The 24,765-nt window shown below is 62.3% G+C and carries 25 protein-coding genes; 13 read left to right on the top strand and 12 right to left on the bottom strand.

Features of this window, described 5'->3' with window-relative positions; genetic code table 11:
• Window positions 1-47 precede the first annotated feature (47 nt).
• The 7 genes from CI15_RS28650 to CI15_RS28680 all read left to right on the top strand — a co-directional run bounded on the left by CI15_RS28650 (window position 48) and on the right by CI15_RS28680 (window position 8,691).
• Window positions 48-899, top strand: a complete 852-nt coding sequence (locus tag CI15_RS28650) for an amidohydrolase family protein (RefSeq protein ID WP_062134858.1) — start codon at window positions 48-50, stop codon at window positions 897-899.
• A gap of 96 nt (window positions 900-995) precedes the next feature.
• Window positions 996-2,276, top strand: coding sequence for an MFS transporter (locus tag CI15_RS28655; RefSeq protein WP_062136215.1), 1,281 nt, complete (start codon window positions 996-998; stop codon window positions 2,274-2,276).
• A gap of 61 nt (window positions 2,277-2,337) precedes the next feature.
• Window positions 2,338-3,324, top strand: a complete 987-nt coding sequence (locus tag CI15_RS28660; protein ID WP_062134861.1) for a DODA-type extradiol aromatic ring-opening family dioxygenase — start codon at window positions 2,338-2,340, stop codon at window positions 3,322-3,324.
• A gap of 37 nt (window positions 3,325-3,361) precedes the next feature.
• Window positions 3,362-4,219, top strand: a complete 858-nt coding sequence (locus CI15_RS28665; RefSeq protein WP_062134864.1) for an HpcH/HpaI aldolase family protein — start codon at window positions 3,362-3,364, stop codon at window positions 4,217-4,219.
• Entirely contained in the window at window positions 4,219-5,766 is a 1,548-nt protein-coding gene (locus tag CI15_RS28670; RefSeq protein ID WP_062134867.1) for an acetolactate synthase large subunit, read from the top strand. The genes CI15_RS28665 and CI15_RS28670 overlap by 1 nt, the downstream gene beginning before the upstream one ends.
• 28 nt (window positions 5,767-5,794) lie before the next feature.
• Complete coding sequence (locus tag CI15_RS28675) at window positions 5,795-6,694, top strand: substrate-binding domain-containing protein (RefSeq protein ID WP_062134869.1); 900 nt, start codon at window positions 5,795-5,797, stop codon at window positions 6,692-6,694.
• Between the two features lie 77 nt (window positions 6,695-6,771).
• Window positions 6,772-8,691, top strand: a complete 1,920-nt coding sequence (locus tag CI15_RS28680; protein ID WP_082814327.1) for a PD40 domain-containing protein — start codon at window positions 6,772-6,774, stop codon at window positions 8,689-8,691.
• Window positions 8,692-8,794: 103 nt separating this feature from the next.
• On the opposite strand, the gene CI15_RS28685 is transcribed toward CI15_RS28680, so the two are convergent.
• The 4 genes from CI15_RS28685 to CI15_RS37070 all read right to left on the bottom strand — a co-directional run bounded on the left by CI15_RS28685 (window position 8,795) and on the right by CI15_RS37070 (window position 10,519).
• Window positions 8,795-9,223, bottom strand: coding sequence for a c-type cytochrome (locus CI15_RS28685; protein ID WP_241495969.1), 429 nt, complete (start codon window positions 9,221-9,223; stop codon window positions 8,795-8,797).
• A gap of 8 nt (window positions 9,224-9,231) precedes the next feature.
• Window positions 9,232-9,687: a hypothetical protein gene (locus CI15_RS28690; RefSeq protein ID WP_062134876.1), complete on the bottom strand. Its 456-nt coding sequence runs from the start codon at window positions 9,685-9,687 to the stop codon at window positions 9,232-9,234.
• Window positions 9,688-9,836: 149 nt separating this feature from the next.
• Window positions 9,837-10,064 (bottom strand): DUF3563 family protein, encoded by a 228-nt coding sequence (locus CI15_RS28695; RefSeq protein WP_241495970.1) that lies wholly within the window; start codon window positions 10,062-10,064, stop codon window positions 9,837-9,839.
• A gap of 302 nt (window positions 10,065-10,366) precedes the next feature.
• Window positions 10,367-10,519 carry a hypothetical protein gene (locus CI15_RS37070; RefSeq protein ID WP_161950074.1) on the bottom strand — a complete coding sequence of 51 codons (153 nt, stop codon included), beginning with the start codon at window positions 10,517-10,519 and terminating at the stop codon, window positions 10,367-10,369.
• An 825-nt stretch (window positions 10,520-11,344) separates the two neighbouring features.
• Between CI15_RS37070 and CI15_RS28700 the strand changes: the two genes are divergently transcribed.
• A complete protein-coding gene (locus CI15_RS28700) occupies window positions 11,345-12,430 on the top strand; it encodes a cell wall anchor protein (RefSeq protein ID WP_153041220.1) in 1,086 nt (361 codons plus the stop codon).
• A gap of 470 nt (window positions 12,431-12,900) precedes the next feature.
• Here the strand turns inward: CI15_RS28700 and CI15_RS28705 are convergent, their stop codons facing one another.
• The gene (locus CI15_RS28705; protein WP_062134885.1) at window positions 12,901-13,254 is read right to left on the bottom strand and encodes a DUF1428 domain-containing protein; all 354 of its coding nucleotides are present in this window, start codon (window positions 13,252-13,254) and stop codon (window positions 12,901-12,903) included.
• A gap of 598 nt (window positions 13,255-13,852) precedes the next feature.
• Between CI15_RS28705 and CI15_RS28710 the strand changes: the two genes are divergently transcribed.
• Window positions 13,853-14,569 (top strand): hypothetical protein, encoded by a 717-nt coding sequence (locus CI15_RS28710; protein WP_062134888.1) that lies wholly within the window; start codon window positions 13,853-13,855, stop codon window positions 14,567-14,569.
• 86 nt (window positions 14,570-14,655) lie between these two features.
• Here the strand turns inward: CI15_RS28710 and CI15_RS28715 are convergent, their stop codons facing one another.
• Window positions 14,656-15,159, bottom strand: a complete 504-nt coding sequence (locus CI15_RS28715; protein WP_062134891.1) for a DinB family protein — start codon at window positions 15,157-15,159, stop codon at window positions 14,656-14,658.
• Between the two features lie 123 nt (window positions 15,160-15,282).
• Here CI15_RS28715 and CI15_RS28720 point away from each other — a divergent pair, with 123 nt between their 5' ends.
• From CI15_RS28720 to CI15_RS28730, 3 genes are all read left to right on the top strand, one after another.
• Entirely contained in the window at window positions 15,283-15,909 is a 627-nt protein-coding gene (locus tag CI15_RS28720; protein WP_062134902.1) for a TetR/AcrR family transcriptional regulator, read from the top strand.
• 170 nt (window positions 15,910-16,079) lie between these two features.
• Entirely contained in the window at window positions 16,080-16,985 is a 906-nt protein-coding gene (locus CI15_RS28725; protein ID WP_062134904.1) for a S1C family serine protease, read from the top strand.
• An 18-nt stretch (window positions 16,986-17,003) separates the two neighbouring features.
• Window positions 17,004-17,672 (top strand): response regulator transcription factor, encoded by a 669-nt coding sequence (locus tag CI15_RS28730; protein WP_062134908.1) that lies wholly within the window; start codon window positions 17,004-17,006, stop codon window positions 17,670-17,672.
• A gap of 90 nt (window positions 17,673-17,762) precedes the next feature.
• On the opposite strand, the gene CI15_RS28735 is transcribed toward CI15_RS28730, so the two are convergent.
• From CI15_RS28735 to CI15_RS28750, 4 genes are all read right to left on the bottom strand, one after another.
• On the bottom strand, window positions 17,763-18,257 hold the full coding sequence (locus CI15_RS28735) for a RidA family protein (protein WP_062134911.1): 495 nt from the start codon (window positions 18,255-18,257) through the stop codon (window positions 17,763-17,765).
• A gap of 344 nt (window positions 18,258-18,601) precedes the next feature.
• Window positions 18,602-18,922: a hypothetical protein gene (locus CI15_RS28740; protein ID WP_062134915.1), complete on the bottom strand. Its 321-nt coding sequence runs from the start codon at window positions 18,920-18,922 to the stop codon at window positions 18,602-18,604.
• A 261-nt stretch (window positions 18,923-19,183) separates the two neighbouring features.
• On the bottom strand, window positions 19,184-19,723 hold the full coding sequence (locus tag CI15_RS28745; RefSeq protein WP_062134918.1) for a cysteine hydrolase family protein: 540 nt from the start codon (window positions 19,721-19,723) through the stop codon (window positions 19,184-19,186).
• Between the two features lie 233 nt (window positions 19,724-19,956).
• Window positions 19,957-20,871 (bottom strand): LysR family transcriptional regulator, encoded by a 915-nt coding sequence (locus CI15_RS28750; RefSeq protein ID WP_062134922.1) that lies wholly within the window; start codon window positions 20,869-20,871, stop codon window positions 19,957-19,959.
• 131 nt (window positions 20,872-21,002) lie between these two features.
• Between CI15_RS28750 and CI15_RS28755 the strand changes: the two genes are divergently transcribed.
• Window positions 21,003-21,935 carry a DMT family transporter gene (locus CI15_RS28755; protein ID WP_062134925.1) on the top strand — a complete coding sequence of 311 codons (933 nt, stop codon included), beginning with the start codon at window positions 21,003-21,005 and terminating at the stop codon, window positions 21,933-21,935.
• Between the two features lie 24 nt (window positions 21,936-21,959).
• Here CI15_RS28755 and CI15_RS28760 read toward each other — a convergent pair whose 3' ends face one another.
• Window positions 21,960-23,282 carry an MFS transporter gene (locus CI15_RS28760; protein ID WP_062134927.1) on the bottom strand — a complete coding sequence of 441 codons (1,323 nt, stop codon included), beginning with the start codon at window positions 23,280-23,282 and terminating at the stop codon, window positions 21,960-21,962.
• 103 nt (window positions 23,283-23,385) lie between these two features.
• Window positions 23,386-24,447 carry a hypothetical protein gene (locus CI15_RS28765; RefSeq protein WP_241495972.1) on the bottom strand — a complete coding sequence of 354 codons (1,062 nt, stop codon included), beginning with the start codon at window positions 24,445-24,447 and terminating at the stop codon, window positions 23,386-23,388.
• Between the last annotated feature and the right edge of the window lie 318 nt (window positions 24,448-24,765).

Genomic DNA, 24,765 nt, shown 5'->3' on the forward strand with positions numbered 1-24,765 from the left:
AAATCACGGCGCGAGCCGCATGTAACGAGCAAGATACCGAGGCCTTGATGACTTCCTCAATCGTTGATATTCACCCGCACATCATTTCCGACGACGAGAACCGCTATCCGCCCGCCCCGTTGTTCGGCAAGCGCTCGGAGTGGTCGAAGGAGCGGCCGACCACGGTCGAGACGCTGATCGCCTCGATGGACGCGGCCGGCGTCGCGAAGGCGGCGGTGGTCCATTCGTCGACCACCTACGGTTTCGACAACAGCTATGTGGTGGACGGCTGCGCGCAATACGCGGACCGTCTGGTCGCGGTCGGTTCGGTCGATGTGCTGGACCCCGATGCACCGGCGCGCATCCGCGCATGGGTCGAGCGCGGCCTCGCGGGCCTGCGTCTTTTCACCGGCGGCAGCACGAAGGAGTTCGACCCGAGCGAGCTCGACGATCCGCGTTCGTTTCCCGCGTGGGAGCTGTGCGGCGAGCTCGGCCTGCCGATGTGCATCCAGACCGGTCCGATCGGCTTGCCGCAGGTCACCGCGCTCGCGAAGCGCTTCCCGAGCGTGCGCATCATCCTCGATCACCTCGGTCGTCCCGAGGTCGCGGACGGCGTACCCTACGCGAAAGCGCAGAGCCTGTTCGATCTGGCGCCGCTCGAGAACATCTATCTGAAGCTCACGCCGCGCATCTTCGGCGACGTGAAGAAAGAGAAGGCCAGCGCCGAGACGTTCTTCCCGCGCGTGGTCGAGACGTTCGGCGCGCAACGATTGGCGTGGGGCTCGAACTATCCGACCTCGCCGGGCACGCTCGCGGAAATTCTCGCGACCGCGCAGGCCGGTCTCGCCTCGCTCGGCGATGCGGACCGGGAGTGGATCTTCGGCAAGACCGCGCAGCAGCTCTATCCGGCGCTCGCCTGAGGTTAGGCGAGGTATCCGGGCGGGCCGCCCACGAACGGCAACATGTTTCGCAGCGGCCTGCACGCAGCATTCAATCAAACTGAAGAGAACAAGCAGATGGAGACAGGCAAACCTGAACGACGAGGAATCGCGAACCGCTGGGCCGTGCTTGCGCTTCTTGCGCTCGGTGTGCTGATTTCGTTTGTCGATCGAACCAGCATTTCGTCGACGCTGGCCGATGCGGATTTCATTCGTCACTTCGCGCTGACGGACATCGATCGCGGCTGGATCAACGCGGCGTTCTTCTGGTCGTATGGCTTGTTTCAGGTGCCGATGGGCTGGGTCGCCGACCGCTACGGCGTGAAATGGCCGTACGCGATCAGCTTCGCGCTGTGGTGCGTCGCGACCGCGTTGATGGGTGCGGTGACCGCGCTCGCGAGTCTGGTCGTGATGCGGCTGATCATCGGCATGGCCGAGGCGATCGTGATTCCCGCGAGCTATCGCTGGATTCGCAATAACTTCGACGAGAAGCACAACGGCCTCGCGGTCGGCATTCTCGCGATGGGCAACAAGTTCGGTCCCGCGCTCGGCGCACCGGTCGGCGCGTGGTTCATCGTCAACTACTCGTGGCAGGTGATGTTCCTCGCGACAGGTCTCGTCGGTCTCATCTGGCTCGCGCCGTGGCTGCTGCTGGTGCGCAACGATCTGCCTTCGAAAGCGGAGCTGGTGGCCGCGAATCGCAGCGCGCGTGTCGTGAGCCTTGGCAGCATTCTCGCGAGCCCGGTCGTGTGGGGCGGCATGATCACGAACTTCTGCTACGGCTACTTCACGTTCTACTGCATGACGTGGATGCCGGCCTATCTGGTCGAGCAACGCGGTCTGTCGATCTCGCGATCGGGACTGTTCACGTTCTTCAGCTTTGCAGGAATCGCGATCGTCGCCGCGCTCGCGGGGTCGGCGGCCGACCTGATCATCGCCCGGGGCAAGGATCCGATCCTGGTCCGCAAGGTCTTCACCGTGACCGGCTTCGTCGGCGGCTGCACGGTATTGCTCGGCGCGTACGCACCGACGCTGCAGATGGCGCTGTTCTGGAATGTCCTGTCGCTCTCGCTGCTGGGTTTCGTCACGGCGAACAATCTGGTTCTGTCGCGCCTGACGTTGATTCCGAGGCAGGCCATCGGCCTCGTCACCGGGGTGCAGCAACTCGCAACCAGTCTCGCGGGCGGCGTGGCGGCGAGCCTGTCGGGCTGGCTGCTGCACGTGAGCGGCAGCTACGACCTGCCGATGATGGTGATCCTCGGATTCCTGGTCGTCGGCGCAATGGCCACGATCTTCCTGTATCGCCCCGAATGGTCGCCGAAGGTGACCGACGCGCCGAGCACATTGCGGCAGGCCTGAACACTGATAGCACGGCCGGCATGGACGGCCTCTGGACACGTTAATTTACTGAGAAACACACATGGCGAAGATCGTATTCGGGATGGCGGTGCCGCACAGCGGCATGCTGGGCCAGGCGCCGGAAGACTGGCTCAAGAACGGGGAACGCGACCGCAACAACCCGGAACTGTGGTATCGCAATCGCACGTGGACGTACCCGGAGCTCGAAGCGCATCGCGAAGCCGCGTTCGAGAAGTACCTGACGCTCGAAGAACGTACCGCGCGTGCCGCGCGCTGCCGTAGCGCGCTCGACGAGATGGCGGCCGCGTATCGCGAGGCGAAGATCGACGTCGCGATCATTCTCGGCAAGGACCAGAAGGAGATCTTCACCGACTTCTCGCCGTCGATCGCGATCTATAGCGGCGCGCAGGTACACAACGGACCGCCGCAGCGTCCGGTCTATGCGCCCGATCATCACGTGACGCACGATTGCCATCCGAAGCTCGCGACTTATCTGATCGAGTACTTCCAGAAAGAGAACTTCGATCTGACCGATCTGTTCGCGTGGCCGGACAACGTATGGATGAAACCGTTGCCCGAATATCCGGTGGTGCCGCATGCGTACAGCTTCGTGTATCACCAGATCATGGGCGACAACCCGCCGCCGCATGTGCCGGTCATCATGAACTGCTTTTATCCGCCGACGCAGCCGTCGATGTCGCGGTGCATCGAATTCGGCCGCGTGCTGCGCGACGCGCTCAACGCATGGCCGGACGATGTACGGGTGGGCATTTTCGCGTCGGGCGGCCTGTCGCATTTCGTCAATGACGAAGAGTTCGATCACCGCATCATGAAGATGCTGGCCGAGTACGACTACGACGGCCTCGCGGCGGTGGACGACCGCTCGTACCAGTCGGGCACGTCCGAAATCAAGCTGTACGTCAGCGTCATGAAGGCGGTGCAGGAAACCGGCGCGGAAATGACGCTGGTCGACTATGTGCCGTGCTGGCGCACGCCCGCCGGCACCGGCGAAGGCATGGGCTTCATGTACTGGAAAGCCGCCGACTGATCCGGCTTCACCCCCTAATTCACGAGAGAAAGACACCATGAGCGAGAATCGTCTCAACGGCATCATTCGCGCGTTCGAATCCGGCAAGCCCGCATTCACCGCATTTTCGAAGCTCGACAAGCAGACCGCGATCGAGATGAGCGATGCGCCCTATGACGGCATCGTGTTCGAAATGGAGCACAACCCGTACGACGTGTCGGCGCTCGGCGACGCATTGCAGTACATGCTCAATCGCAAGGCGATCGTCGAGTCCGGTTCGGTCGCGCCGCGCGTGACGCCGATTGCGCGCATCCCGGCCAATGGCGCCGAGATGAACCAGGCATTCGCGAAGCAGGTGCTCGATCGCGGTGTGTATGGCGTGGTGTGGCCGCACATTGCGACCGTCGAGCAGGCGTACAACGCGGTCGCGTCGTGCCGCTATGCGCGGCCGAAGAACGCGCCGCTGTATGAGCCGAAGGGCGTGCGTGGCGACGGTCCCGCTACCGCGGCGCGCTACTGGGGCTTGAGCACGGCCGACTACTACAGGAAGGCCGACGTCTGGCCGCTCGCGCCGGAAGGCGAAATTCTCGTCGGCCTGATGTGCGAAAGCACCGAGGCGATCGAGAATCTCGACGACATCCTCTCGAACGTGCCCGGCATCGGCTTCATTCTGATCGGCGAGGGCGACCTGAGCCAGCAACTCGGCTTGCCGCGTCAGTACGAGCATCCGGAAGTGCTCGACGCGATGCGCAAGATCGTCGACACCTGCCACAAGCACAACGTGGTGGTCGGCAATCCGCACGTGAGCGCGAAGAACCACGAGCGTCTGATCGAGGAAGGCTACCGCTTCCTGATGTCGGCACCGCAGCGCAGCTATGGCGTGGTCGGCGCGGCGCGCGAGATGGCGGGGTACTAATGAACGGAGCCGAAAGCCTCGTCGACACGCTGACGGATCACGGCGTCGACATCTGTTTCGCGAATCCGGGCACCTCGGAGATGCACTTTCTGAAGGCCCTCGAAAATCCCCGCATGCGCAGCGTGCTGTGTCTTTTCGAAGGCGTCTGCACCGGTGCCGCGGACGGCTACTACCGGATGAAGGACACGCCGGCGTCGACGCTGCTGCATCTCGGCCCGGGTCTCGCGAATGGACTGGCCAATATTCACAATGCCAAACGCGCGTCGTCGGGCATGGTCAATATCGTCGGCGAGCATTCGGCCGCGCATCTGAAATACGATCCGCCGTTGATGTCCGATATCGAAGGGCTCGCGCGTCCGCTCAGTCACTGGGTGCGTCGCGTCGAGTCGTCGCGCGCGGTCGCGTGGGACGTGGCCGCGGCGGTGAGCAAGGCGAGCGAGTATCCGGGGCAAATCGCCACGCTGATTCTGCCCGGCGATGCTTCATGGCAAGACGCGGGCGAACGCGTATCGCTGCCGGCATTGCCCATCGCGCAGCCGGCCACGCCGGACGCGGCACGCGTCGATCACATCGCGCAAGTGCTGCGCTCAGGCGAGCCGACGCTGATCGTGCTGGCCGGGCGTTCGACCCGCGGCCGCGCGCTCGAACTCGCGGGCAAGCTGAAGGCGGCGAGCGGCTGCCGGCTCGCGACGCAGTTCTTTAGCGCGCGGATCGAGCGCGGCGCGGGACGCGTGACGCTCGAACGGATTCCGTACGCGGTGAACGCGGCGGTCGACTACCTGAAGGGCTTTCGCCACATCATCACGGTCGAGACGACCGAGCCGGTCGCTTTCTTCAGCTATCCGGACAAGCCGAGTCTGTTGAAGTCGGCCGGCACGAGCGTGCATGCGCTCGCGGAAGTCGGCGAAGACGGCACGGCCGCGCTGGAGATGCTGGTCGAGGCGCTCGGCGCGACCCGCACGCAGGCGGTGCTGCAACAGCGTGCGGACGCAAGTGCGCCCACTGGCGCGCTGAATCCCGCGAGCATTGCGCAAGCGCTAGCCGCGGCATTGCCGGAAGACTGCATCCTCGTCGACGAGTCGCTGACCACCGGTCGCGAGACGATGGGGCTGACCGTCGGCGCCGCGCGTCATGACCTGATCAACAACATGGGCGGCTCGATCGGCTACGGTACGCCGGTCGCAACCGGTGCCGCGCTCGCTTGCCCGGAGCGCCGCGTGTTCTGCATGGTCGGCGACGGCAGCGCGATGTACACGATCCAGTCGCTGTGGACCCAGGCGCGTGAAGGCCTGAACATCACGACGATCATCTTCGCCAACAACAGCTACGCGATCCTGAAGGCCGAGTACGCGAACATGGGCGCCGGCGCGCCGGGCGAGCGCGCGCTCGCGATGATCGACATCGACCGTCCGCGCATCGACTGGCTCGCGATGGCGAAGAGCATGGGCGTGCCGGCCGTCGCCGTCGACACGGCGGAAGCTTTTCACGAGGCCATGGCCGATTCCGTGCATGCGGTCGGCCCGTGTCTCATCGAGGTGAGACTGTAATTTCATTCCAGCATAAGGATCGACATTCATGACGACAACGCAAACCGCGGTGCCGACGCTGCGCACCAATCTGGCCGTGTATCCGGTGACGAAGGCGTTGAGAGACGGGCGCGTGAGCTCGGATCTCGTCACGCTCGACTTCTGCGGCCCGACGCCCGCGCATAACGGCTTCAAGGCGATGGTGCGCGAGAACCAGTTCGATGCGGGCGAGCTCGCGATCGTTACGTTCCTGCAGGCGAAGGCCTACGGCAAGCCTTATGTGCTGCTGCCGGCGCCGATCTCGGGGCGTTTCCAGCATCACTGCGCGGGCTTCAACATCGACTTCGGGCATCTCGATCCGAAGGATATCGAAGGCAGGAAGGTCGGCGTGCGCACCTATACGCAGACCACCGCGCTGTGGATTCGCGGCATTCTGCGCCACGAATACGGCGTCGATCTCGACAAGGTCACGTGGATGACGCTCGGTGACGGCCACCTTGCCGAGTATCGCGGTCCGAACAACTGCGTGCGCCTGCCGGCCGGTTCGTCGATTCCGGACCTGATGATGAACGGCGAGCTCGCCGCGGCGCTGCTCGGCGAAGACATGCCGAAGGATCCGCGCGTGCGCACACTCGTGCCCGATGCGCAGAACGCGGCCAAAGCGTGGTTCGCGCGCGAAGGCGTGGTGCCGGTCAATCACATGTTCGTCGTGCACCAGGACCTGTCGAAAAAGCACCCGCAGGTCGTGCGCGAGTTGTACCGGATGATCGCCGAAAGCCGCGCGCAAACCGAAGGCGGTACGCCCGCCGTGTTTCCGCCACTCGGTCTAGAGCAGAACCGCAAGGGCCTGCAACTGGCGATCGATTGGGCGCTCGACCAGAAGATCCTGCCGCATCGGCTCTCTGTCGATGAGCTGTTCGACGATGTGACAGGCAGCCTCGGCGAATGATCGTATTCATCGGCCGGAATGCCGGACCGGCCGTTTCAAGCTTGCTGTGACGCTGATAAAAAATGGAGACTAGTATCGTGCGTTCTTCGCTTCTGACAAAAAAGAAAATCCTGGGGTGCCTCACCATCGCGGCCGCCGCCGCATTCGTGCCGGGGGCCGGCGCCGCGACCGCGACCAAGGGCGATCTGTTGATCTATCGCATCGGCCCGTCGACGTCGGAACTGTATGTCGCCAATGCCGACGGCAGCGACGAACACCGCCTGATCCAGTCCGATGGTTTCGACTATCACGGCTCCTTTTCGCCGGACGGTCAATGGATCGTGTTCACCTCGGAGCGCGATGGCCTCGGTCACGCGAGCCTCTACCGCGTGCGCGTCGACGGCACCGGGCTGCAGCGCCTGACCGACTCGATCGGGATCAGCGATGCCGCGGTCTTCAACCCGGCCGATCCGAATCAGATCGCGTTCGTGTCGTCGCGGCGCGGCCAGGACACCTGGGGCACCACGAATATCTGGACGCTGAACCTGAAGACGGGCGCGCTGCATAACGTGACCGGCGATATCAAATTCGACCCGAACAAGCCGCACAGTTTCTTCCGGCCTTCCTGGTCGCCGGATGGCAAGTGGATCGCGCTGTCGTCCGATATCGGCACCGACTGGCGAGGCCATAACCTGCCGGTCGGCTGGGAGCGCACCCAGGAAAGCAGCATCTACGAAATCCATCCGGATGGCACCGGCTTCAAGCAGATCACCGCGCGCGCAGGCTATGCCGAGGGCTCGCCGTCGTGGTCCGCGGACGGCAAGCGCGTGGTGTTCTATGAAACCCCAGTCGAATCGACCTGGGGCGCACACCGGCCCGAGGCGATCGGCAAGGTCAGCACGCAGATCGTGCAGGTCGACGTGAGCACGGGCGCGCGCACGGATCTGACGAATACGCCGGGATTCAAGGTGTTCCCGCAATTCGTGGGCACGACCAACGTCGCCTATCACATCAAGAACGGCGCACAGGAAGGCCTCAATACGACGGACGGTCAATCGCGTGCCACGGCGGGCAGCGGCATCCGCTCGCCGCACTACTCGGCCGACGGCAAGAAGGTCGTCTACGAGAAGGTGGTGTACGGCAGGCCGTTCCATCCGAACGGCACGGCGCTGTTCAATTTCGATCCGCAATGGAACTACCGCTTCGTCGATGTGTTCCCGCAGCTCTCGCGCGACGGCAAGTCGCTCGTGTACACGGAGAAGGCGGTCGCCTCGTCGATCGTGGTGTCGAATACCGACTTCAGCGATGCGCGTCGTATCTACGATCCGCAAACCAGCGGCCTCGATCCGAAGATGATCAAGATGGGGCTGGCCGGTGCGTTCCAGCCGACCTGGTCGCCGGACAAGCAGTGGGTCGCGTTCGGCGTGGGCGGCTGGTTCTTCACGCGAGATCACATGCCGGGCCGCATCATGCGCATCAAGGCCGACGGCAGCATGGACGGCAAGCCGGAGATTCTGACCGACGGCAAGGAGAACGCGGGTTTCCCGAGCTATTCGCCGGACGGTACGAGGATCGTCTACCGCGTGTGGAGCGATAGCGAGAAGGGCCTGCGGATTCTCGACTTGCAGACGCTCAAGACCACGGTCCTGACCGCCGAGCCCGACAACCTGCCGGGCTGGTCGCCGGACGGCAAGAAGATCGTGTTCACGCGCAAGGAGATCAACCCGACCGATCCGAACAAGTTCCACTACGACGTCTACACGATCAATCCGGACGGCACGGATGTGCAGCGCGTGACCCCGCAGGGTTCGAACCAGGCCCACGCGACCTGGACCTGGGACGGCCGCATTGCGTATAGCTCTGGCGAATATGGCTTCCGTGATGAGCTTTCGCTGTACGACGAAACGTTCCAGCCCGATGGCCAGAACTGGGTGATGAACGCGGACGGCAGCGATCGGCATGCGATCACCGATACGGTTTGGGAAGATTCGATGCCGCTTTATATCCCCAGGCAGTAAGCGGGGAGGGTGAGAGAGGCGCTGTGTTTCGGCACAGCGCTTTTTTTTGGGGTTCTTCGCGGATGGGGCGGGAAGGCGTTTGCCGATGGCGCATCACTGTCGCTCAAGGCGGAGGAGGTCGCGGATCGGTGCTGATGGTGCCGTCGGCACGGCCGAGAAAGTACCGGTAAATATCGTCGATGTGCTCGGCAATCAAGGTGTTGTCGCGGTACGCGGGCATCCCACGAGACGGGGCACCGTCAAGGACCCTCCGGACGAACATTTCGCGGCTCTGCGTGCGCGCGTAATCAACGATCGAGGGTGCGGCCAGGCCCTCGTAATCCTTGCCATGGCAACGCGCGCAGTCGACGGTGCGCAGGATACGCCAGGCGCTAACGATGGCGTCATTGGTCAATGGACGGCCAGCAGGCCCGGCGGTCACATCGGCCGGGGCCGGCTTTGCAGCCGCAATCGTGACTATGACTACGACTACAACCGCGCAGCGCCTTGACGACAGCCGTGCACTGTTATGGCCGACCATTGCATCGTCCATTACCGGCGCTACTTTATTTTGTCAGTGATGCGGCCGACGAACTTCCAGCCTTGGTCGCGTATCCACACGTAGGTATAGCCGGTCGGACCGTCGATGAATACCGTTAGCGGACGGGCTGCGATAGCGTCTTCCTTCTGTTGTGACGCGGTGGCTGGTGTAACACGCCCTTCGGTCCACTCGAGACTGGCATCGTGGTCGTCAAGCTTCCAGCCGTCATCCTGGATGTAGGTGAGCCGGAGCGTGCTGCCGCCAGGGGACTGAACAAGCAACGTGAGCGGTGAATGCCCGGTGGTCGTTTCCTGTTCATTTATTGCTGGGGCATCACGCGTCGCTGTACTTTCCACCCGAACGGTATCCGGACTGTCGCCCATGGTGGCTGCCAGCGTGACCTGGTCCAAGGTCATGAGCGTGACGGCCGTCAGCGTCGCAACGAGCAACCGCGCGACAGTATTTGAACGTTTCATTGGTCTACCTCTGCTAGTGAACCGATGGCCGCGGCGCTTCACATGCGCCGCGGCCGCCCCCGGTAATGAACAAACGAAGTCGTCGCGCCCCGATAGTCTTCACAGCTCACGCCATCGGCGGTCCGCTTCGGGATCGCATACCTCAGCGGTCAAATCTCCATCGTGTGCATGCGGCGTTCGAGCTCGCCGATGTCGACGGCGGACGCGAGATACGCGTCGCGGCGACTGTGTTCGGCACGGTCAAGGGCTTTCTCCAACAACTCGTACAGGTAAATGAACAGGCTGAGCACAGCGTCCTCCGATCGGCGTGGTTGATTGCGTTTCGGCCCGAACGGGGCGCGACGCATGGGGTCCAGGCGTGCATTCGGGGCGGGCATCCGGGTTCGATTGATGCGCGGGTCGTGCTACGGCTGGACGCTGTTTAATGCAGCGTCCATGCCACCTTACGGGAAGCTTGCCTGATGCGGGTTTCAGCGGGATCGGCGGGATGCGGACTGGCGAAGTGTTGTCTTGTGGCCGACGAATATCGAATGAAAGTCGGCGTGTGCCAGACACGTGTTCGATACGGTCTCCGTAGTACTTTGCGACCGCCCCAGGATACCGAAGTGCTGAATTGAAGGAGGGTGTCGGTCTGGCACGGATCCTGTTGGATCGTGTATCCCGTGCTATCTCCACGATCTCACCGTTCGATTTGGGCTTCGCCTATCAGGCACGGCGACTGCTGCACCGGCATCGAGTCATCGCCAACTGTCGAGTCATCGCCGAAAAGCACGCCAGAAGGCGACTTCGGCCACCCGTCCAGATCCGCCACAAAGTTGGCGAGCGTTTTCATAGCTCATGGCCTTAGGATAGAAAACCTGGTACACCGCTCCCATTGCCGTAGCGGAACCAGGGGCGAACACGCCGAACCGCAGCTCATTTCGATGAGCACACTGCAAGGGGACGGCACATGAACGTAGCGAATGGAAGGATCAGTCGACACCATCCGAAGCGTGTCGGCATGTTCAGACAGGACGAGCGCACATATTCGGGTGCAGGTAGCCCGAATGCAGACTTCAAGACCGCATCGCCTTCGTGGGGCAGACGTCGCGCGCTTTGGGTCGCGTTGGCAAGCACATTGGCTGTCGGGGCCGTGGGTCTAGTCGAGTATGGGCATCGTGTCGACGATGATCAGGCGATCGGGATCATCGGATCCACATCGTCAGCGCGAAACACGTCCTGGTCGGGACATGTCGCGCAATCATCGCCGCCTCCCGCTCCCGGAACTGCGGATGCAGCGGATGCCAGTGCGGAGCTCGCACCGCCCGTGTCTTCCGCTCCGGCCGATCAACGCGCTGGAGCCACTCCGGATTTTGCTCCGCCGCAGCGATCGGTTACACGACGTCCCGCTCAAGTAAGCCACTCCGCCACGCAGAATCGCAGCCATTCCGCGCCACCCGTGAGAGCAATCACGCGGCAAGCGCCAGAGGTCAGCGGACCCACATCGTCAACGCAACAAGCGTCTTTGCCCGATCACGGGGCGAGTTCATCGTCGCCTGCTGCGCGGGAAACTGCAATTGGCAATGCGGAGCTCGTCCCGCCTGCGCCTTCTGCGCCCGCGCCTTCCGCTTCGTTCGATCACCGCGGTACCCCTTCTCCGAATTCTGCGTCACTCCCGTTGGCTCAAAGGCAGCCTGCTGGCGCTCGCGGCGGAGACGGTTCGGGTACGGGCGGCTCGGGTGCGGGGGCGAGCGGTTCGGGCGCTGGCGCAAGCGGCTCGGGTGCAGGGGCAAGCGGTTCGGGTGCCGGTGCAAACGGCTCGGGTGCAGGCGCGAGTGGCTCGGGCGCAGGCGCAAGCGGTTCGGGTGCCGGTGCGAGTGGCTCGGGTGCCGGTGCGAGTGGCTCGGGCGCCGGTGCGAGTGGCTCGGGCGCAGGCGCAAGCGGTTCGGGTGCCGGTGCAAGCGGCTCGGGCGCAGGCGCAAGCGGCTCGGGTGCCGGCGCAAGCGGCTCGGGTGCCGGCGCAAACGGCTCGGGTGCCGGCGCGAGTGGCTCGGGCGCAGGCGCAAGCGGTTCGGGTGCCGGTGCAAGCGGCTCGGGCGCAGGCGCAAGCGGCTCGGGTGCCGGCGCAAATGGCTCGGGTGCTGGCTCAAGCGGCTCGGGCGCGGGGGCAAGCGGCTCGGGCGCAGGCGCAAACGGCTCGGGCGCGGGCGCAAACGGCTCGGGTGCCGGCGCAAGTGGTTCGGGTGCCGGCGCAAGCGGCTCGGGTGCCGGCGCAAGTGGCTCGGGCGCAGGCGCAAGCGGTTCCGGTGCAGGCAGTTCGGGTGCCGGCGCAAGCGGTTCGGGCGCAGGCGGTCACGGCGCAAGCGGTTCCGGCGCGGGCAGTTCGGGCGCGGGCAGTTCTGGCGCGGGCAGTTCCGGCGCAGGAAGTTCGGGCGCAGGCAGTTCGGGCGCAGGCAGTTCGGGCGCAGGCAGTTCTGGCGCAGGCAGCTCGGGTGCAGGCGCAAACGGTTCGGGCGCGGGCAGTTCCGGCGCAGGCAGTTCGGGCGCGGGCGGTCACGGCGCAAGCGGTTCCGGCGCGGGCAGTTCTGGCGCGGGCAGTTCGGGTGCGGGCAGTTCGGGTGCGGGCAGTTCGGGCGCGGGCAGTTCGGGTCCAGGCAGCTCAGGTGCAGGCAATTCGGGCGCAGGTCCAGGAGGTCACGGCGCGGGCGGCTCGGGCGCTGGCGGTCACGGTGGAGGTGGTTCGGGCGCGGGCGGGTCAAGGTAATCGACCGCCTTGTTTTCAGCGGCCCTTTCAACCAGAGACGAAGGTCATGGCGGCTACCGGACGGGTAATTCCGATTGGATGGGACATCAAGCGTGAGATCCTTCGCACTGTCCATCTTTCCAGCGGAAGCGCCGATGGCTCTATGCAGCCGGGCGCCCTGTTCAGGGGAACACTGCGAGGCGAATGTCAGTTACCGAAGCGCATCGGCCATTTGAGCGTCCATTTGCATAAGTCGAGCAATGACGGGAACTGGCCGTGCGCCGCCCGAGGCGCTCGACCGTGAACGACTCGTCGGAGTCACTTATACGTCACGCGCGACCGTTCGCCGCTAACCAGACACCTGACTTCACACCTTGCCCTGAGTCGCGTAAGTCCGACAGGAGATTCACGCGTTGCATCGCGGATGTTCAATGCCAGGCTGCGGCGTCGGCTAGCGTCTCAACGCGAACCGGCGCCATGTTTTTCTGCCATCACGCGTCGACAATCACTTCGAAGCCGCCATAGATTAGCCGCTGGCCATCAAAAGGCATCGGATCTTTATCGGGTTGCAGCCGCGGGTCGGCCATTACCGCTTTCATTCCTTCGTCTCGCGACTGACGCGACGGCCAGACAACCCAGGAGAACACCACCGTCTCATCATCCTTGCGCTTGATCGCCATTGGAAACGACGTCACCTTGCCCTCCGGCACGTCATCTCCCCAGCATTCGACCACCTTCAACGCGCCGTGCTCCTTGAAGACGGCCGCCGCTCTTTCTGCGAACTGTCTGTAAACTTCGCGGTTGGCTGTAGGCACGGGGATAACAAATCCATCGACGTAAGTCATTCGCAATCTCCTTTTCCCATACGGACTATAGGTGCCGATCGGCAGCGCATCGCAACACGACCGCCCATACACACGACGAGCGGGGAGTCAGGAAATCGACAATAGTCGATCCCCTTGCACCGATAGCCTGCTTTGACCCTAAGCGGCGCTTCGAGCGCATAGCGTCAGCCTGCTCACTTAAGCGGCTGCCCAATGCCGAGGAGGTTGCCCTCACTATCTGGAAACCAGTCAGCCCGTTCTTCCACCGGCTCAAGGCCGAGCTTGCTCGAGCAGAAAGATCTTGCTGGGAAGGATCGTTCCTGGCCGGGCCGGCGAGCGTCCGATTGCCGACAGATATGAGACACTGACTCGCAACATCTCAGGTGGTGGGTGCCTGCTGGATGTCTTGGCGCACGGGGAGGAGCGAAGGACCTGCGGTCGCGCCTGCATCCTCCGACGCTGCGCCTCGGTGCCTCACGCCATGAACGACTTTCCGAGTGGCATGGCAACCGGCATCTCAGCGTGAAGCAAATCGCTGGTAACGGTCCTCGCAGCTGTGTCATGGCCTGGCGTGAACAATGTACTCACACGGATTACGGGGGTACGGAGGACGCTGAAGATGAAACCCTCAACGAAGGACGCGCGGCACCAGTGGATCGATCCGGGCAAGCAGCTGAGAGCGCCCCGCGCTGCCGCCGTCGCCGGCATCTTGTTTTCTCTGTTACTGATTACCGGCCTTCTGATGCTGCGGCGTGCTGTTCCGGTTGGTCCTATAGAAGCGGGCCAGTGGCTTCGAGAAAGTTCGGGTACGGTAACTGTGGCGCTCAATCTGGTGCCCTTTGCTGGCATTGCCTTTCTCTGGTTCATGGGTGTGCTGCGGGATCGTCTCGGAGACTTCGAGGATCGCTTCTTTGCTACGGTGTTCCTGGGGAGTGGCCTGCTGTTCCTGGCGATGTTGTTTATCGCTGCCGCATTCTTCGGAGGGATCGTGGCCGCGTATCGCCTTGGGTTCGAACGACTTCCCGGTTCGGTCACGTTCACCGTCGCTCGAGAGTTTGCCTACGAAGCCATGAATATTTACGCGGTGCGCATGGCGGCAGTATTCACGGCGGCCACCAGTACACTTGCTCTTCATACTGGCTTCGTTTCGCGGTGGATTGCGTATGTTGGATACGCCACGGCGCTCGCGCTGTTGCTGGCTGGCCGCAACATAGATTGGATCGTGTTTGTTTTTCCGATCTGGGTTCTCGTTCTCAGCCTGCACATCCTGATCGACAATTTCGGCGTGTTGCAGACGGTCGACGCGAGTGATTCCGACAGGAAAGGGGACGCTTGAATCGTTGATCCGGGGGCAAACGCCGGCGGCAGACTGATTCCCCTGACTGGGGCGCTCATCGTCGCGACTCGATACTCGTCCACGCATCAGCCTCGCCCTCTCGTCGACGCCTGCGCTTCATGCAAATAGGTCGTGAAGCCATCTCTCGCCGGTGAAACGGCGTTGAGCAACATCAGGGCGCTGACCTGGCCGCGGTGGCCCGTGCCGTGGTTGATGACGTGCATGAGCATTTCCTCCCGGGACATGCGACCCGGGGCACCATCGGTGAACACGAAATCGATCTGTTCCGCGAGGGCGTCGCGATCGAGCCCGGACACGTACTCGATGTATTCCTGGTCGGACCTCCTGATGTCGGCGGCCAGATCGTCCAGCGTCGGCAACTCGCTCAGGTTGGCCGACGTATAGGAATGAGCCTTTCGCTGCAGATGCGCGGCGAAGATCCGGTCGACGACATAGCTGTGGCTCAGGGCCTTGATGGCCAGTCGGGTGAGGGTCAGTCGACGCCAAGCCCCAAGCCTCGCCAGCGCGGTCAGCAGCTCGTCATTCGCCCAGGCCTTGTATCGAAACAGATGTTGCAAGGTGTCGTGCATGTCGTGACTTCCTGAGAGTTTCGCGCGTCGCGCATGTTGCGCAAGGTACTGCCTTGCGTTGCCATGTTGGGTAATGTACGAGCTATCATTCGCTTTTTATACTCGCATTGGCGGCGGGGAAAAATGGCACGCAGACCGCTCATAAAACCCAGGAAAATCGCCACTCAGCACCGATCTCGCGCGACGGTCGACGCACTGGTTGAAGCGGCTGCTCGCATTCTCGTCAAGGAAGGCTTCGACAAGGCCAGCACCAACCGCATCGCGGCGGTGGCAGGAGTGAGCGTTGGTTCGCTCTACCAATATTTCCCCAGCAAGGAGGCACTCGTTGCCGCCGTCATCGAGCGCCACCAGCAGGAGATCATGCAGATGGTCCGGCGCGAGTTGGCAGGGGTTTTGACGGAATCGGTCGACAAGGCGGTGCACAAACTCGTCACGGTCGCGGTCAAGGCTCACCGCGTCGATCCCAAGCTGCATCGCGTACTCGCGGAGCAGATTCCGCGCGTGGGCAAGCTCGAGAAGCTGGAAACGTTCAACCGTGAGAGCTTTACCCTGTTCAGCGCTTATCTGGAGATGCACCGCGACGAACTGTGTATCGACGACCTGGGGCTCGCATCATTCGTATGCGTGACGGCCATAGAGGCGTTGACGCACAACGCCGTGCTGCACTATTCCGACATGCTTTCGGATGAAGCGATGGAGGCACTCGTCGAGGAGGCGACGCGTCTCGTGACCGGATATCTGAAGAGATGAGGACCTGCCGCACTGCGCAGTAAAGTCCCCACCACAGCTAGCCGACTACCCGTTTGGGTGGTGTGCATCGTCAGTCCTTCTGTCATTGTGAGCCCGTCGTCACAAGTAAGTCGTATCGCAATGACTGGAGGCTTGAAATGGAAACCACATCCCAGAGCGGCAATCCCTTAATGGACCTCTCGGACAATCTGGCAGACATTGTCGGCAAGGTGGGGCGCAGCGTCGTGGCAGTACACGGACGGCATCGCATGCCGTCGAGTGGGGTAATCTGGCGAGAGGGCGTCGTCGTGACAGCTGCGCATACGCTGAGACGTGAGGAGGGGGTCGACATCACATTGAGCGACGGCCGTACGGTCGCTACCGTCCTCGCCGGGCTGGATACGGGCACCGACCTCGCCGTGCTGAAACTGGACGGCGTTGACCTGGACGCAGTCGAATCTGGCGATGCCGGCTCATTGAAACCGGGTCATCTGGCGCTCGCCGTCGCGCGTGCGGACCTGCTCGGCATCAGTGCTGATTTTGGCGTAATCGGCAGCGTAGGGGGGCCATGGCGCACGTGGAGAGGTGGGCAGCTCGATGCGTTCGTGCGACTGGACGGCGGCCTGCGCCCGGGTTTCTCCGGGGCGGCCCTTGCGGACATGCGCGGTCAGGTCGTGGGCATCTGCACGTCGGCACTGATGCGCGGCGCCGGCGTGGTGATTCCTGGGACGACCGTGGAGCGCATCACCGATGAACTGTTGGCCAAAGGGCGCGTCTCACGGGGCTACCTTGGCGTCGGCACGCAGCAGGTCACCCTGCTGGACGCGTGGATCCACAAAATGAACCTGCCGTTCAATAGCGGATTGCTGATCAATTCGCTTGCGCCGGGCGGTCCTGCGGAACAGGCGGGCGTGCTCATCGGCGACGTGCTGATCGAACTGGACGGCAAGCCTTGCCGTGACACGGACGACGTGCACGCGGCGCTGGGCTCCGCGAGCACTGGACAGCAGTTGCAACTCGCGTTGATCCGCGGTGGCGAACGCCACGCGTGCTCGGTAACTGTGGGCGAACGTCCTCAACGGAATTCGTGCAGGTGAGGTCCGGGGAGTGGCGAAATGTCGGATGGACAGAGGGTACACATGGGGCCGGTGAGGGTCGCGGTGATTGCGGCATCGTCGCAGGTGCGCTCGAGCCTGCAAACGCTTGTCGAATCGAACCCGGCACTCGTGTTTCTGGGTAGCGCAGCCGACGCCAAAACCCTCGCCGATTGGCTCGCCGGATCGGTGCCGGATGTGGTCTTGACCGACATCGAGCCGGAGGCGAGCGATGCGCTCGGGACGCTATCCGAACTCGGGCACGCGCCACCGGCTTTCGTCCTTTTGATCGATGACCCGGACAGTGACCGGATCCTTGATGCTTTGCCGGCCGATGCGGCGGCGATCCTGCCTCGCAACGCGATGCCGGCCGAAATCGTCGTGTCCATCGAAGCCGTCGCCGCAGGCCTTTGCGTGCTGCCGCCCGATATTCTCGCAAGGCTCGTTGCCGGACGCATACCGTCGCGCCAGACGGCATCCGGCGAACCGTTCGAAGCCTTAACCTCACGCGAGATCGAAGTGCTGGCGATGCTTGCCGATGGACTCGGCAACAAGGAGATCGCGCGGCAACTCGACATCACGGAGAACACGGTGAAATTCCACCTCTCGTCCATCTTCGGCAAACTCGGTGCGACCAACCGTACTGAAGCGGTGATGCTTGGTATGCGGTTCGGATTCGTGATGGTGTAGACGGATCGACGAGTTCGCTGGGCGCATCAACATAGTCCGTAGCGAATTTTCGTCATCGACCCGACGCTAAACGTCAGTTCGATGCAAGGGTTAGGCGTCTCGTGGAAAAAGTTCGACCTCACCCTCGATCTCCACGGGAATGTCGAAGGGAAGCTCGGCCATTCCCACCGCGCTGCGAGCGTGCATTCCGCGCTCCTGGCCAAAGGCAGCAAGAATGAGTTCTGTGAAGCCGTTGATGACCGCGGGCTGTCGGTTGAACCCGGGCGCCGAGTTGACCATGCCGAACACCCTCGTCCAACAGGCGATGCGCTCCAGGCTTCCGAGTTCGCGCTTGAGGCTGCCCAGGATGGCCAGCCCGGCGAGGCGAGCCGCCAAAAACGCTTGATCCTGTGTGACCTCGCCACCAACCTTGCCAAGAGGATCGGCAAGCGAGCCGTCCGCGTTGGTCGGTCCGTGGCCCGAGATGTAAGCCCTATTTCCCACCACCCGTACCCATGGGAACGGAAGCACTAAGCCAGGAGGAAGTCGCAATGGTTCCGGTATGACGTAGCCGAGTGCATGCAGGCGATCTTCAACGGTCGACATGTTCAGACTCCAAGTGGAGGCCTAAGCGTATCTATTCGGGCGCAAGTGGTTGGATAACGGGGTTGACAGTGATGACAGTATTATCGTGCCCCAAGTCTAGGCTTTTCAAGTGCTTTGCCATCCCCCCGGCGGACCAGCGCCCCCCACGCCCTACTTCGGCAGGAGGACCTTCGGTACGTTATCCGCTTGCTTGTCCTCGGGCTCCTTATTGCGTCCATCCAAAAACCGAGTGGCGATGAGCAGTAGAAGGCTGGGTACGCCGATGACCGTGCCGACCCTCGACGGACCTCCAAGTTAGCCAATAGCGGCCGTTAGTGTGGCTAGTCGTTCGGTCGAATGGGACGTTAGTCGTCCTGGCGGAGATCAATGTAGATGTTCCATATGGTTCTCAGGACCCGTTCCAAAGTAACGTTTTGGACCGTAATTCTCTCTTGCGGAATGCGTTCTGAACCATAGTTTCTGACCTTGCCTTTGAGCATCAGTTGAATGCTTGCCCACTCCGCTTGGAGTTGCTTGGTTTTGAAATCATCGGGGACGATGATGAAAAGCATATGGTAGTGCTCTAGCAGTTTTTCTCTGGCAGGCCGGACGTCGCAGAACAGACTTTCGACCAGTTCACTGAGCTTTCCAAATGCATAACCGTCGATTTGTGCGTTGATGCCCACACGAAGCCTCTCGAAGTCGAGTTGATTTTGGCTTGTTAGCCCCGCCGTGCCATTCCACCGACGGTCGCAACGCCTGCAGAGTTTGTCAACAAATTAAATGCTCGCATCGGCCGTCTCTTCTTGGCCGACCACTGTCTCACGCGGTCGGCCGTGCTCCCCAATATCGGCCCTTCTATATATTCAGGGCAGCCTGTGTGACGCAGGAGCAACTCACGACACGCCTACGCATCGTACTAACAGCTGTTGCAGACGAAGAATCGCCTACTGTGGAAACTTGATCATGCTGGAGCGAGTCAGCGTAACGTTTTTGCTCACGCTGGCCGGCGCATTGGCGAGAATCCACGCGGTCGAGAGTTCGCCGAACGGGTCTTTGCTCGACATGCCGTCAGTCGGGACCACTACCTTGAAGCCGCGCCCCGCCGCTGCGCTGGCGGTGTACAACACTGCGCCGTGTGCCATCGTGCCGGTAACGATCACGGTCTGAATGCCCTTGTTCTTCAGAGCCGTTTCGAGATCGGTGTTGAAGAACTTGTCCACGCCGGATTGCACGACCGTCTCGCCACCTTTGGCGGCGATAACCGGCGGCACCGCCGCCAGTGTGCCCGTGCTGGTCAGGCTGTAGACGATCATCAGGTTCGCCTCGCGCGACTTGCTCAACAGATTGGCGACATACGGCAGCGAGGCCGCGCAGGTGGGTCGCTCGTTGCTGTTGCAGGTACTGGTGTCGAAATCGAGCAGCAATAGCGCGGTATGAGCTGGATCGGCAACGGTAAATGTTTTCAACTCCGGCGGCGGAGGCATCGGGACTGACTTCCAGGACGCGACGATGTCGGCTTGCGCCATACCGCAAAAGGGTAAGGCAACCAGCAGTGCGCACAGGGCTCTTCGAACGTTACGCATAGACTCTCCGATATAACCTGCATGATATGGGGCATCCACGGCGCGTCGGCTTTAGGGCGCTCGACCGTCATGCCGTCGTGGTCAAACAATTCTATCGGGCAAACCATTCAAAAACCTGATGGTCGAGTGGCCGCCTACTGACCGGACTCTTCCACCAGCCAGTCAATCAACGCTCGCACTTTCGGCGGCAGGAGCCGGTTCGGCGGATACAGCAGCCACACCGGCCCACTGTAGGCGCGCGGCTCGAATTGCCACTCGGGCAGTACTTGCACCAGCCTGCCGGCCCGCAGGTCGTCGCCTACGGCAAACTCCGGCAGGCTTGCGACCCCCCAATCCTCCAGCGCGGCCTCATGCCGCGCGCTCACATCGTTCGCTATATAGCGGCCTCTGACTTCAACGGTCTGTGCGTGGTTGCCTTGCCGGAAAGTCCAACGGTTGTCGTCTGGCGTATCTCCGAGATATAGACAATCATGCTGCGCGAGATCGTTTGGAGCGACGGGCGTGCCGCGTGCGCGCAGATAGCCTGGCGAGGCGCACGGCAGCCATCGTACGGTGCCGAGCTGTCTTGCTACGAGGCCTTGCGGCGGGGTCGGGGTGGGCCGCACGACGAGATCGACGTGATCGCGGATCGGATCGATTTCCCGGTCGTCGAATACGACCTGCACCGCAACCTCCTGGTAGGTACGCAAGAAGCCTGGAATCTTCGGGTGAATCAGGCTTTTCGCAAGCGAAATCGGAGCGCTGATGCTGACCCGGCCGCGCGGTTGCGCCGTCAGCTGGCTGGCCGCATCGACGGCTCCGGAGGCCGCGTCCAGCATCTCCCGGCAGTGGCGATAGATCTGCATGCCGGACTCCGTCAGCCGGATGCGTCGGGTCGAGCGTTCGAACAGTCGCGTGCCCAATGCCCGTTCGAGCCGCTGCACTTGCCGGCTGATCGTCGAAGGTGTGGTGCCAAGCGGGCGGGCCGCCGACGAGAAGTTACCGGCCTCGACCACCTGCGCGAAGGTCGCGAGATCGGGCAGCAACGGGAGAAGTTCGGTCGGCGTCATGGGCGTATCCGGGCTAGCGTGCGTTTCTGGTCTATTTGTGCGCTGGGTGCACAAAACATATTCTTACAGACCGGATTATCGCTTTCAATGCATTATCGGACAATGAAGGCCTTCGTTACGGGAGGTGCATCATGCGTTTCCGATCCAGCACATCTGCCGACCTGTTACTCCTTGTCGTGGCTTTCATCTGGGGAACGAGCTATGCCGTCGTGAAAAGCGCATTGCTCGTCTATCCGGTGTTGGGACTTCTCGCATTGCGCTTCGGCCTCACGTTCGTGCTGCTGTCGCCATCCCTGTGGTCGATGCGGGGATTGTCGCGTTCCCAGTGGGCCAGGATCGTCGGCGCCGGGTGCGTATTGCTTGGGATTTTTCTGGCCGAAACGTTCGGCGTGCGGATCACGAGCGCGTCGAATGCGGCGTTTCTGATCAGCCTGTGCGTGGTGATGACGCCGCTGGTCGAATGGGCATGGCTCAGACGCGCGCCGCGCGGCGTCGAATGGGTGGCAGCGGGACTTTCCCTGCTGGGCGCTTTCCTGCTCGGGGGCGGCCGCTTCGACTTCACGCCTGGTGATGGGCTGGTGGTGCTCGCCGCACTGTTACGCGCGATCAACGTGTGCGCAACGAAGCGCGTCATGCAGGTCAACGCCGTGTCTCCGCTTGCCATGACGGCCGTGCAATCCGGCGTCGTGTCGTTCGGTTGCGCCGTGCTCGCCCTGACCGTCGCGAGATCGGAATGGCAGCCCTTGCCAGCATTCGCCGGTTACGAGCGTTTCTGGATGATCGTCGTTTATCTGGTCGTGGGCTGCACGCTGTTCGCGTTCTTCGTGCAGAACTACGCGGTCAGCCGTAGCACGCCAACACGCGTCGCGCTGCTGATGGGCAGCGAGCCTGTCTTTGGCGCCTTGTTTGCGAGCGTCTGGCTTGGTGAACGGGTCACTGTGCTTGCGGCGATCGGTGGTGGGTTGATCGTCCTTGCATCCGTGCTCGCATCGATTAAAGGAAAGGATCGGCGCGATCGCGATATCGTCCCGGGTTTTGAAGAGCCGAAACGGGTAGCCATCTGAGGTACGAGCGCCGGGAAGCCGCGCTCATTCGCCTGCGCCACTGCCCATGCCCGCACAGTTTCGAGACTCGATCTGTGCGGGCGAATCATTCGTCGCGTTGACTTTCGGTACCCATTTACGTTGCAACAGAACCAGCGTACTCGTCGCGCCGATCAGCAGAAACGCAAAGATCGCCATCATGGGCCACTTATAGCTGCCGCCAATATGCAGCAGCCACCCCGAAAGACTGGCCGACACGCCACCCGCGAGACTCGCTGCAACCTGCTGCAAGCCGGTATTCAAGCCGACCGCCTGCTTCGGAATCAAGGTCAGCTTGCACAGCGCGAGCGTATTGGCGGTGACGAGCCCGAGCAGCGACAGCGACAACACATTCCAGAACAAGGCCATCTGCAAAGATGGCGCATAGGCGCCGAGCAGAACCGTGGTCCCGCCAATGAAGCCGGCGACGATAAAGCATTTGCGCACGATCACCGCATCGCGACCGCGCGCGATGATACGATCCGCGCCCCATCCTGCCAGTGCCGCGACGATCGCGATGCCGACGAAGCTGAAGAACGTATAGAGCCCGGATTTCTCGAGTGACAAGCCGCGCTGCTCGACCAGATACGCGGGCATCCAGGTCATGCAATAGAACGCGAAATAGCTGTAGCAGAAGTTATTGACGAGTCCGCCCCATACGACCGGGCTCACCAGAAGATTCTTCAGCGGCACCGATGCAGCGCGTCGCTTCGCCACCGCCAACTCCGCGCGCGACGGAAAATCGTTTCTCACCATCGTCAGCCACGGCAGCAGCCAGATCAAACCGATCAGGCCGGTCGCGATGAACATCAACTGCCACGAATGGTTGACGATGATCCACGCGGCGATCGGCGCGCCGAGTGCCGGACCCATCTTGCCGCCGATCGAAAAGATGCCGAGCGCGGTGCCTTTCTGCGTTTCCGCGAAGTGATCGGCGAGATAGCGATAGGTGGCCGGCACGACGACGGACTCGGCGACGCCGATCAGAAGCCGCATGACGATCAGCGCGGCCAGCGTCGTCACCATGCCGGTCGCGGCCGCGGCGATGCACCACAGCACGAAGCAGATCGCATAAGGCCATTTGACGCCGTAGCGATCGACCAACCAGCCCATCGGCATCTGCACGAGACCGTAAGACCAGAACACCGCCGAGTTGAGCCAGCCGCGCTCGACGCTCGTCAGCGCGAACTCGCGCACGAAATGCTGGTCGGCGAGCGCGGCGGACAGACTCGTTCGATCGACAAAGGAGATCAGAAGGCCGAGTGCGAGCAGCACGAGAATGGCCCACGGGTTCTCGGCGGTGGACGCTTGCCGTTGTACGTCTTCCATTGCTTGTTCTCTTCTCGATTGAAAAACGGACCCCTGAAACGAACATCGGCGGCCCGCTATGCCGGGCCGCCGATGCGTTGTTCAAGCCAACCGGAACCGCTGGTCAGAAGTGGATTTCAGCCACGAACATGGGGACGGAAGTCTGGGTCGTCCCGGGTTGCGCGGACGCTGGCGTGCCGTACATGTTGTGCCAGTATTCGTAGCCGAGACCCGTATAGACGGTGCGCGGATGACCGGCGAACGATCCGACGTCCACCAGCAGGTTGAGGCGGGTCAGAAACTCGGTGGTGGTCTGGACGCCGAAACCGTCCTTACCCTTAGGTCCGGTGACGCTTGCAAAGCCTTTGAAGACCAGCGGAACCGGGCCGATCCGGAACGGATAGAGCCACGAACTCTCGAAGTGCACGGCCGGGTTGAAATTCACGTCCACGTTCGCGATGCCATTGTGGTTACTCTCGGTGCGAACGCCGAGCGTCATGTTCCAGAAGCCGTGCGGGATCGAAAACTCGATGGTGGGCCCGGCCACGAACATGCGAGCGCGTTCGCCGAAGGAATCGTTTTTCGCGCCGAATTCATAGCCGACGGTCAGGCCGAAGTCCCGGATGAATCCATACGAAAACGACCTGCCGAACACCTTGCTGGCACTGAGCGAGACCCGACCGACGCTGTAGACCTCCTGCGCGCCACCGGAGCCCGGTGTCGGATAACCGTACTGGTTGGTCGGACCCGCCTCCGGATTCGCCATGCTGGAGACCAGGTAGTCGACGTTGAACGCATAGCTACCGTATTTGAAGCCGCCCGTGGTCGTCAGAAAGCCGATGTTCTGCGTGATTTTGGCGGGTGCCCCGGACTCGGTTCGCACGCCGGGATAGTAGAAATTGGACCCCACGCGATAGCCGATATACGTGTCATTCCATGAGGTCGGTTCGGTGAACGGTGCGGGCGGCGTCAAGAGTGGCGCGGTCAAGGTGCTGACCTGGGACAGCGTGACCGGTGCTGCGGTCGAATTCTGCGGGGCGGTGGCGTTGCTGCTCTGGGCAAGCTGAACTGCCTGAGTGTCTCCCTGTGCCGTCGGCGATGCATCCGCTGCGTGCGCCATGCCAGTGACGCAACCGAAGAAGGCGATACCTAACAGCGGCACACCGATAGCTGTGGTCTTTTTCATGTCTCTTCCATATTTGTTGATACGCAAGATGTGGTCGATGCTCGACTCTCGCTTTTTCGTACCGTCGACGATTGATTCCGGTAGTCAACCCAGTGATACCTGCCGCGGTGGGATGGAATGTATGCGATGCGCGCGCGAATGCCTTTACACAAAAATGAGATTCGCTGGCACTTTTTAATCACGGAGGACCGGATTCGGGTAAGTCTCAGGTCGCGGTTGATTCGAACCTGTGTGGCGACGGCGGATTCAACCGTTGCCCGTTTGCATCGCCAGAAAAAATGCCAGCGAATCTGATTTTTGTGTAAGGACTCGCTGCGA

Source organism: Paraburkholderia monticola (assembly GCF_001580545.1).
In the GTDB taxonomy this organism is placed as follows: domain Bacteria; phylum Pseudomonadota; class Gammaproteobacteria; order Burkholderiales; family Burkholderiaceae; genus Paraburkholderia; species Paraburkholderia monticola.

What these genes read in the sequence shown, in the direction of transcription:
- CI15_RS28650 (WP_062134858.1), top strand. Translation starts at nt 48, where the DNA reads ATGACTTCCTCAATCGTTGATATTCACCCGCACATCATTTCCGACGAC.
- CI15_RS28655 (WP_062136215.1), top strand. Translation starts at nt 996, where the DNA reads ATGGAGACAGGCAAACCTGAACGACGAGGAATCGCGAACCGCTGGGCC.
- CI15_RS28660 (WP_062134861.1), top strand. Translation starts at nt 2,338, where the DNA reads ATGGCGAAGATCGTATTCGGGATGGCGGTGCCGCACAGCGGCATGCTG.
- CI15_RS28665 (WP_062134864.1), top strand. Translation starts at nt 3,362, where the DNA reads ATGAGCGAGAATCGTCTCAACGGCATCATTCGCGCGTTCGAATCCGGC.
- CI15_RS28670 (WP_062134867.1), top strand. Translation starts at nt 4,219, where the DNA reads ATGAACGGAGCCGAAAGCCTCGTCGACACGCTGACGGATCACGGCGTC.
- CI15_RS28675 (WP_062134869.1), top strand. Translation starts at nt 5,795, where the DNA reads ATGACGACAACGCAAACCGCGGTGCCGACGCTGCGCACCAATCTGGCC.
- CI15_RS28685 (WP_241495969.1), bottom strand. Translation starts at nt 9,223, where the DNA reads ATGGACGATGCAATGGTCGGCCATAACAGTGCACGGCTGTCGTCAAGG.
- CI15_RS28690 (WP_062134876.1), bottom strand. Translation starts at nt 9,687, where the DNA reads ATGAAACGTTCAAATACTGTCGCGCGGTTGCTCGTTGCGACGCTGACG.
- CI15_RS28695 (WP_241495970.1), bottom strand. Translation starts at nt 10,064, where the DNA reads ATGCCCGCCCCGAATGCACGCCTGGACCCCATGCGTCGCGCCCCGTTC.
- CI15_RS37070 (WP_161950074.1), bottom strand. Translation starts at nt 10,519, where the DNA reads ATGAAAACGCTCGCCAACTTTGTGGCGGATCTGGACGGGTGGCCGAAG.
- CI15_RS28705 (WP_062134885.1), bottom strand. Translation starts at nt 13,254, where the DNA reads ATGACTTACGTCGATGGATTTGTTATCCCCGTGCCTACAGCCAACCGC.
- CI15_RS28710 (WP_062134888.1), top strand. Translation starts at nt 13,853, where the DNA reads ATGAAACCCTCAACGAAGGACGCGCGGCACCAGTGGATCGATCCGGGC.
- CI15_RS28715 (WP_062134891.1), bottom strand. Translation starts at nt 15,159, where the DNA reads ATGCACGACACCTTGCAACATCTGTTTCGATACAAGGCCTGGGCGAAT.
- CI15_RS28720 (WP_062134902.1), top strand. Translation starts at nt 15,283, where the DNA reads ATGGCACGCAGACCGCTCATAAAACCCAGGAAAATCGCCACTCAGCAC.
- CI15_RS28725 (WP_062134904.1), top strand. Translation starts at nt 16,080, where the DNA reads ATGGACCTCTCGGACAATCTGGCAGACATTGTCGGCAAGGTGGGGCGC.
- CI15_RS28730 (WP_062134908.1), top strand. Translation starts at nt 17,004, where the DNA reads ATGTCGGATGGACAGAGGGTACACATGGGGCCGGTGAGGGTCGCGGTG.
- CI15_RS28735 (WP_062134911.1), bottom strand. Translation starts at nt 18,257, where the DNA reads ATGTCGACCGTTGAAGATCGCCTGCATGCACTCGGCTACGTCATACCG.
- CI15_RS28745 (WP_062134918.1), bottom strand. Translation starts at nt 19,723, where the DNA reads ATGCCTCCGCCGCCGGAGTTGAAAACATTTACCGTTGCCGATCCAGCT.
- CI15_RS28750 (WP_062134922.1), bottom strand. Translation starts at nt 20,871, where the DNA reads ATGACGCCGACCGAACTTCTCCCGTTGCTGCCCGATCTCGCGACCTTC.
- CI15_RS28755 (WP_062134925.1), top strand. Translation starts at nt 21,003, where the DNA reads ATGCGTTTCCGATCCAGCACATCTGCCGACCTGTTACTCCTTGTCGTG.
- CI15_RS28760 (WP_062134927.1), bottom strand. Translation starts at nt 23,282, where the DNA reads ATGGAAGACGTACAACGGCAAGCGTCCACCGCCGAGAACCCGTGGGCC.
- CI15_RS28765 (WP_241495972.1), bottom strand. Translation starts at nt 24,447, where the DNA reads ATGAAAAAGACCACAGCTATCGGTGTGCCGCTGTTAGGTATCGCCTTC.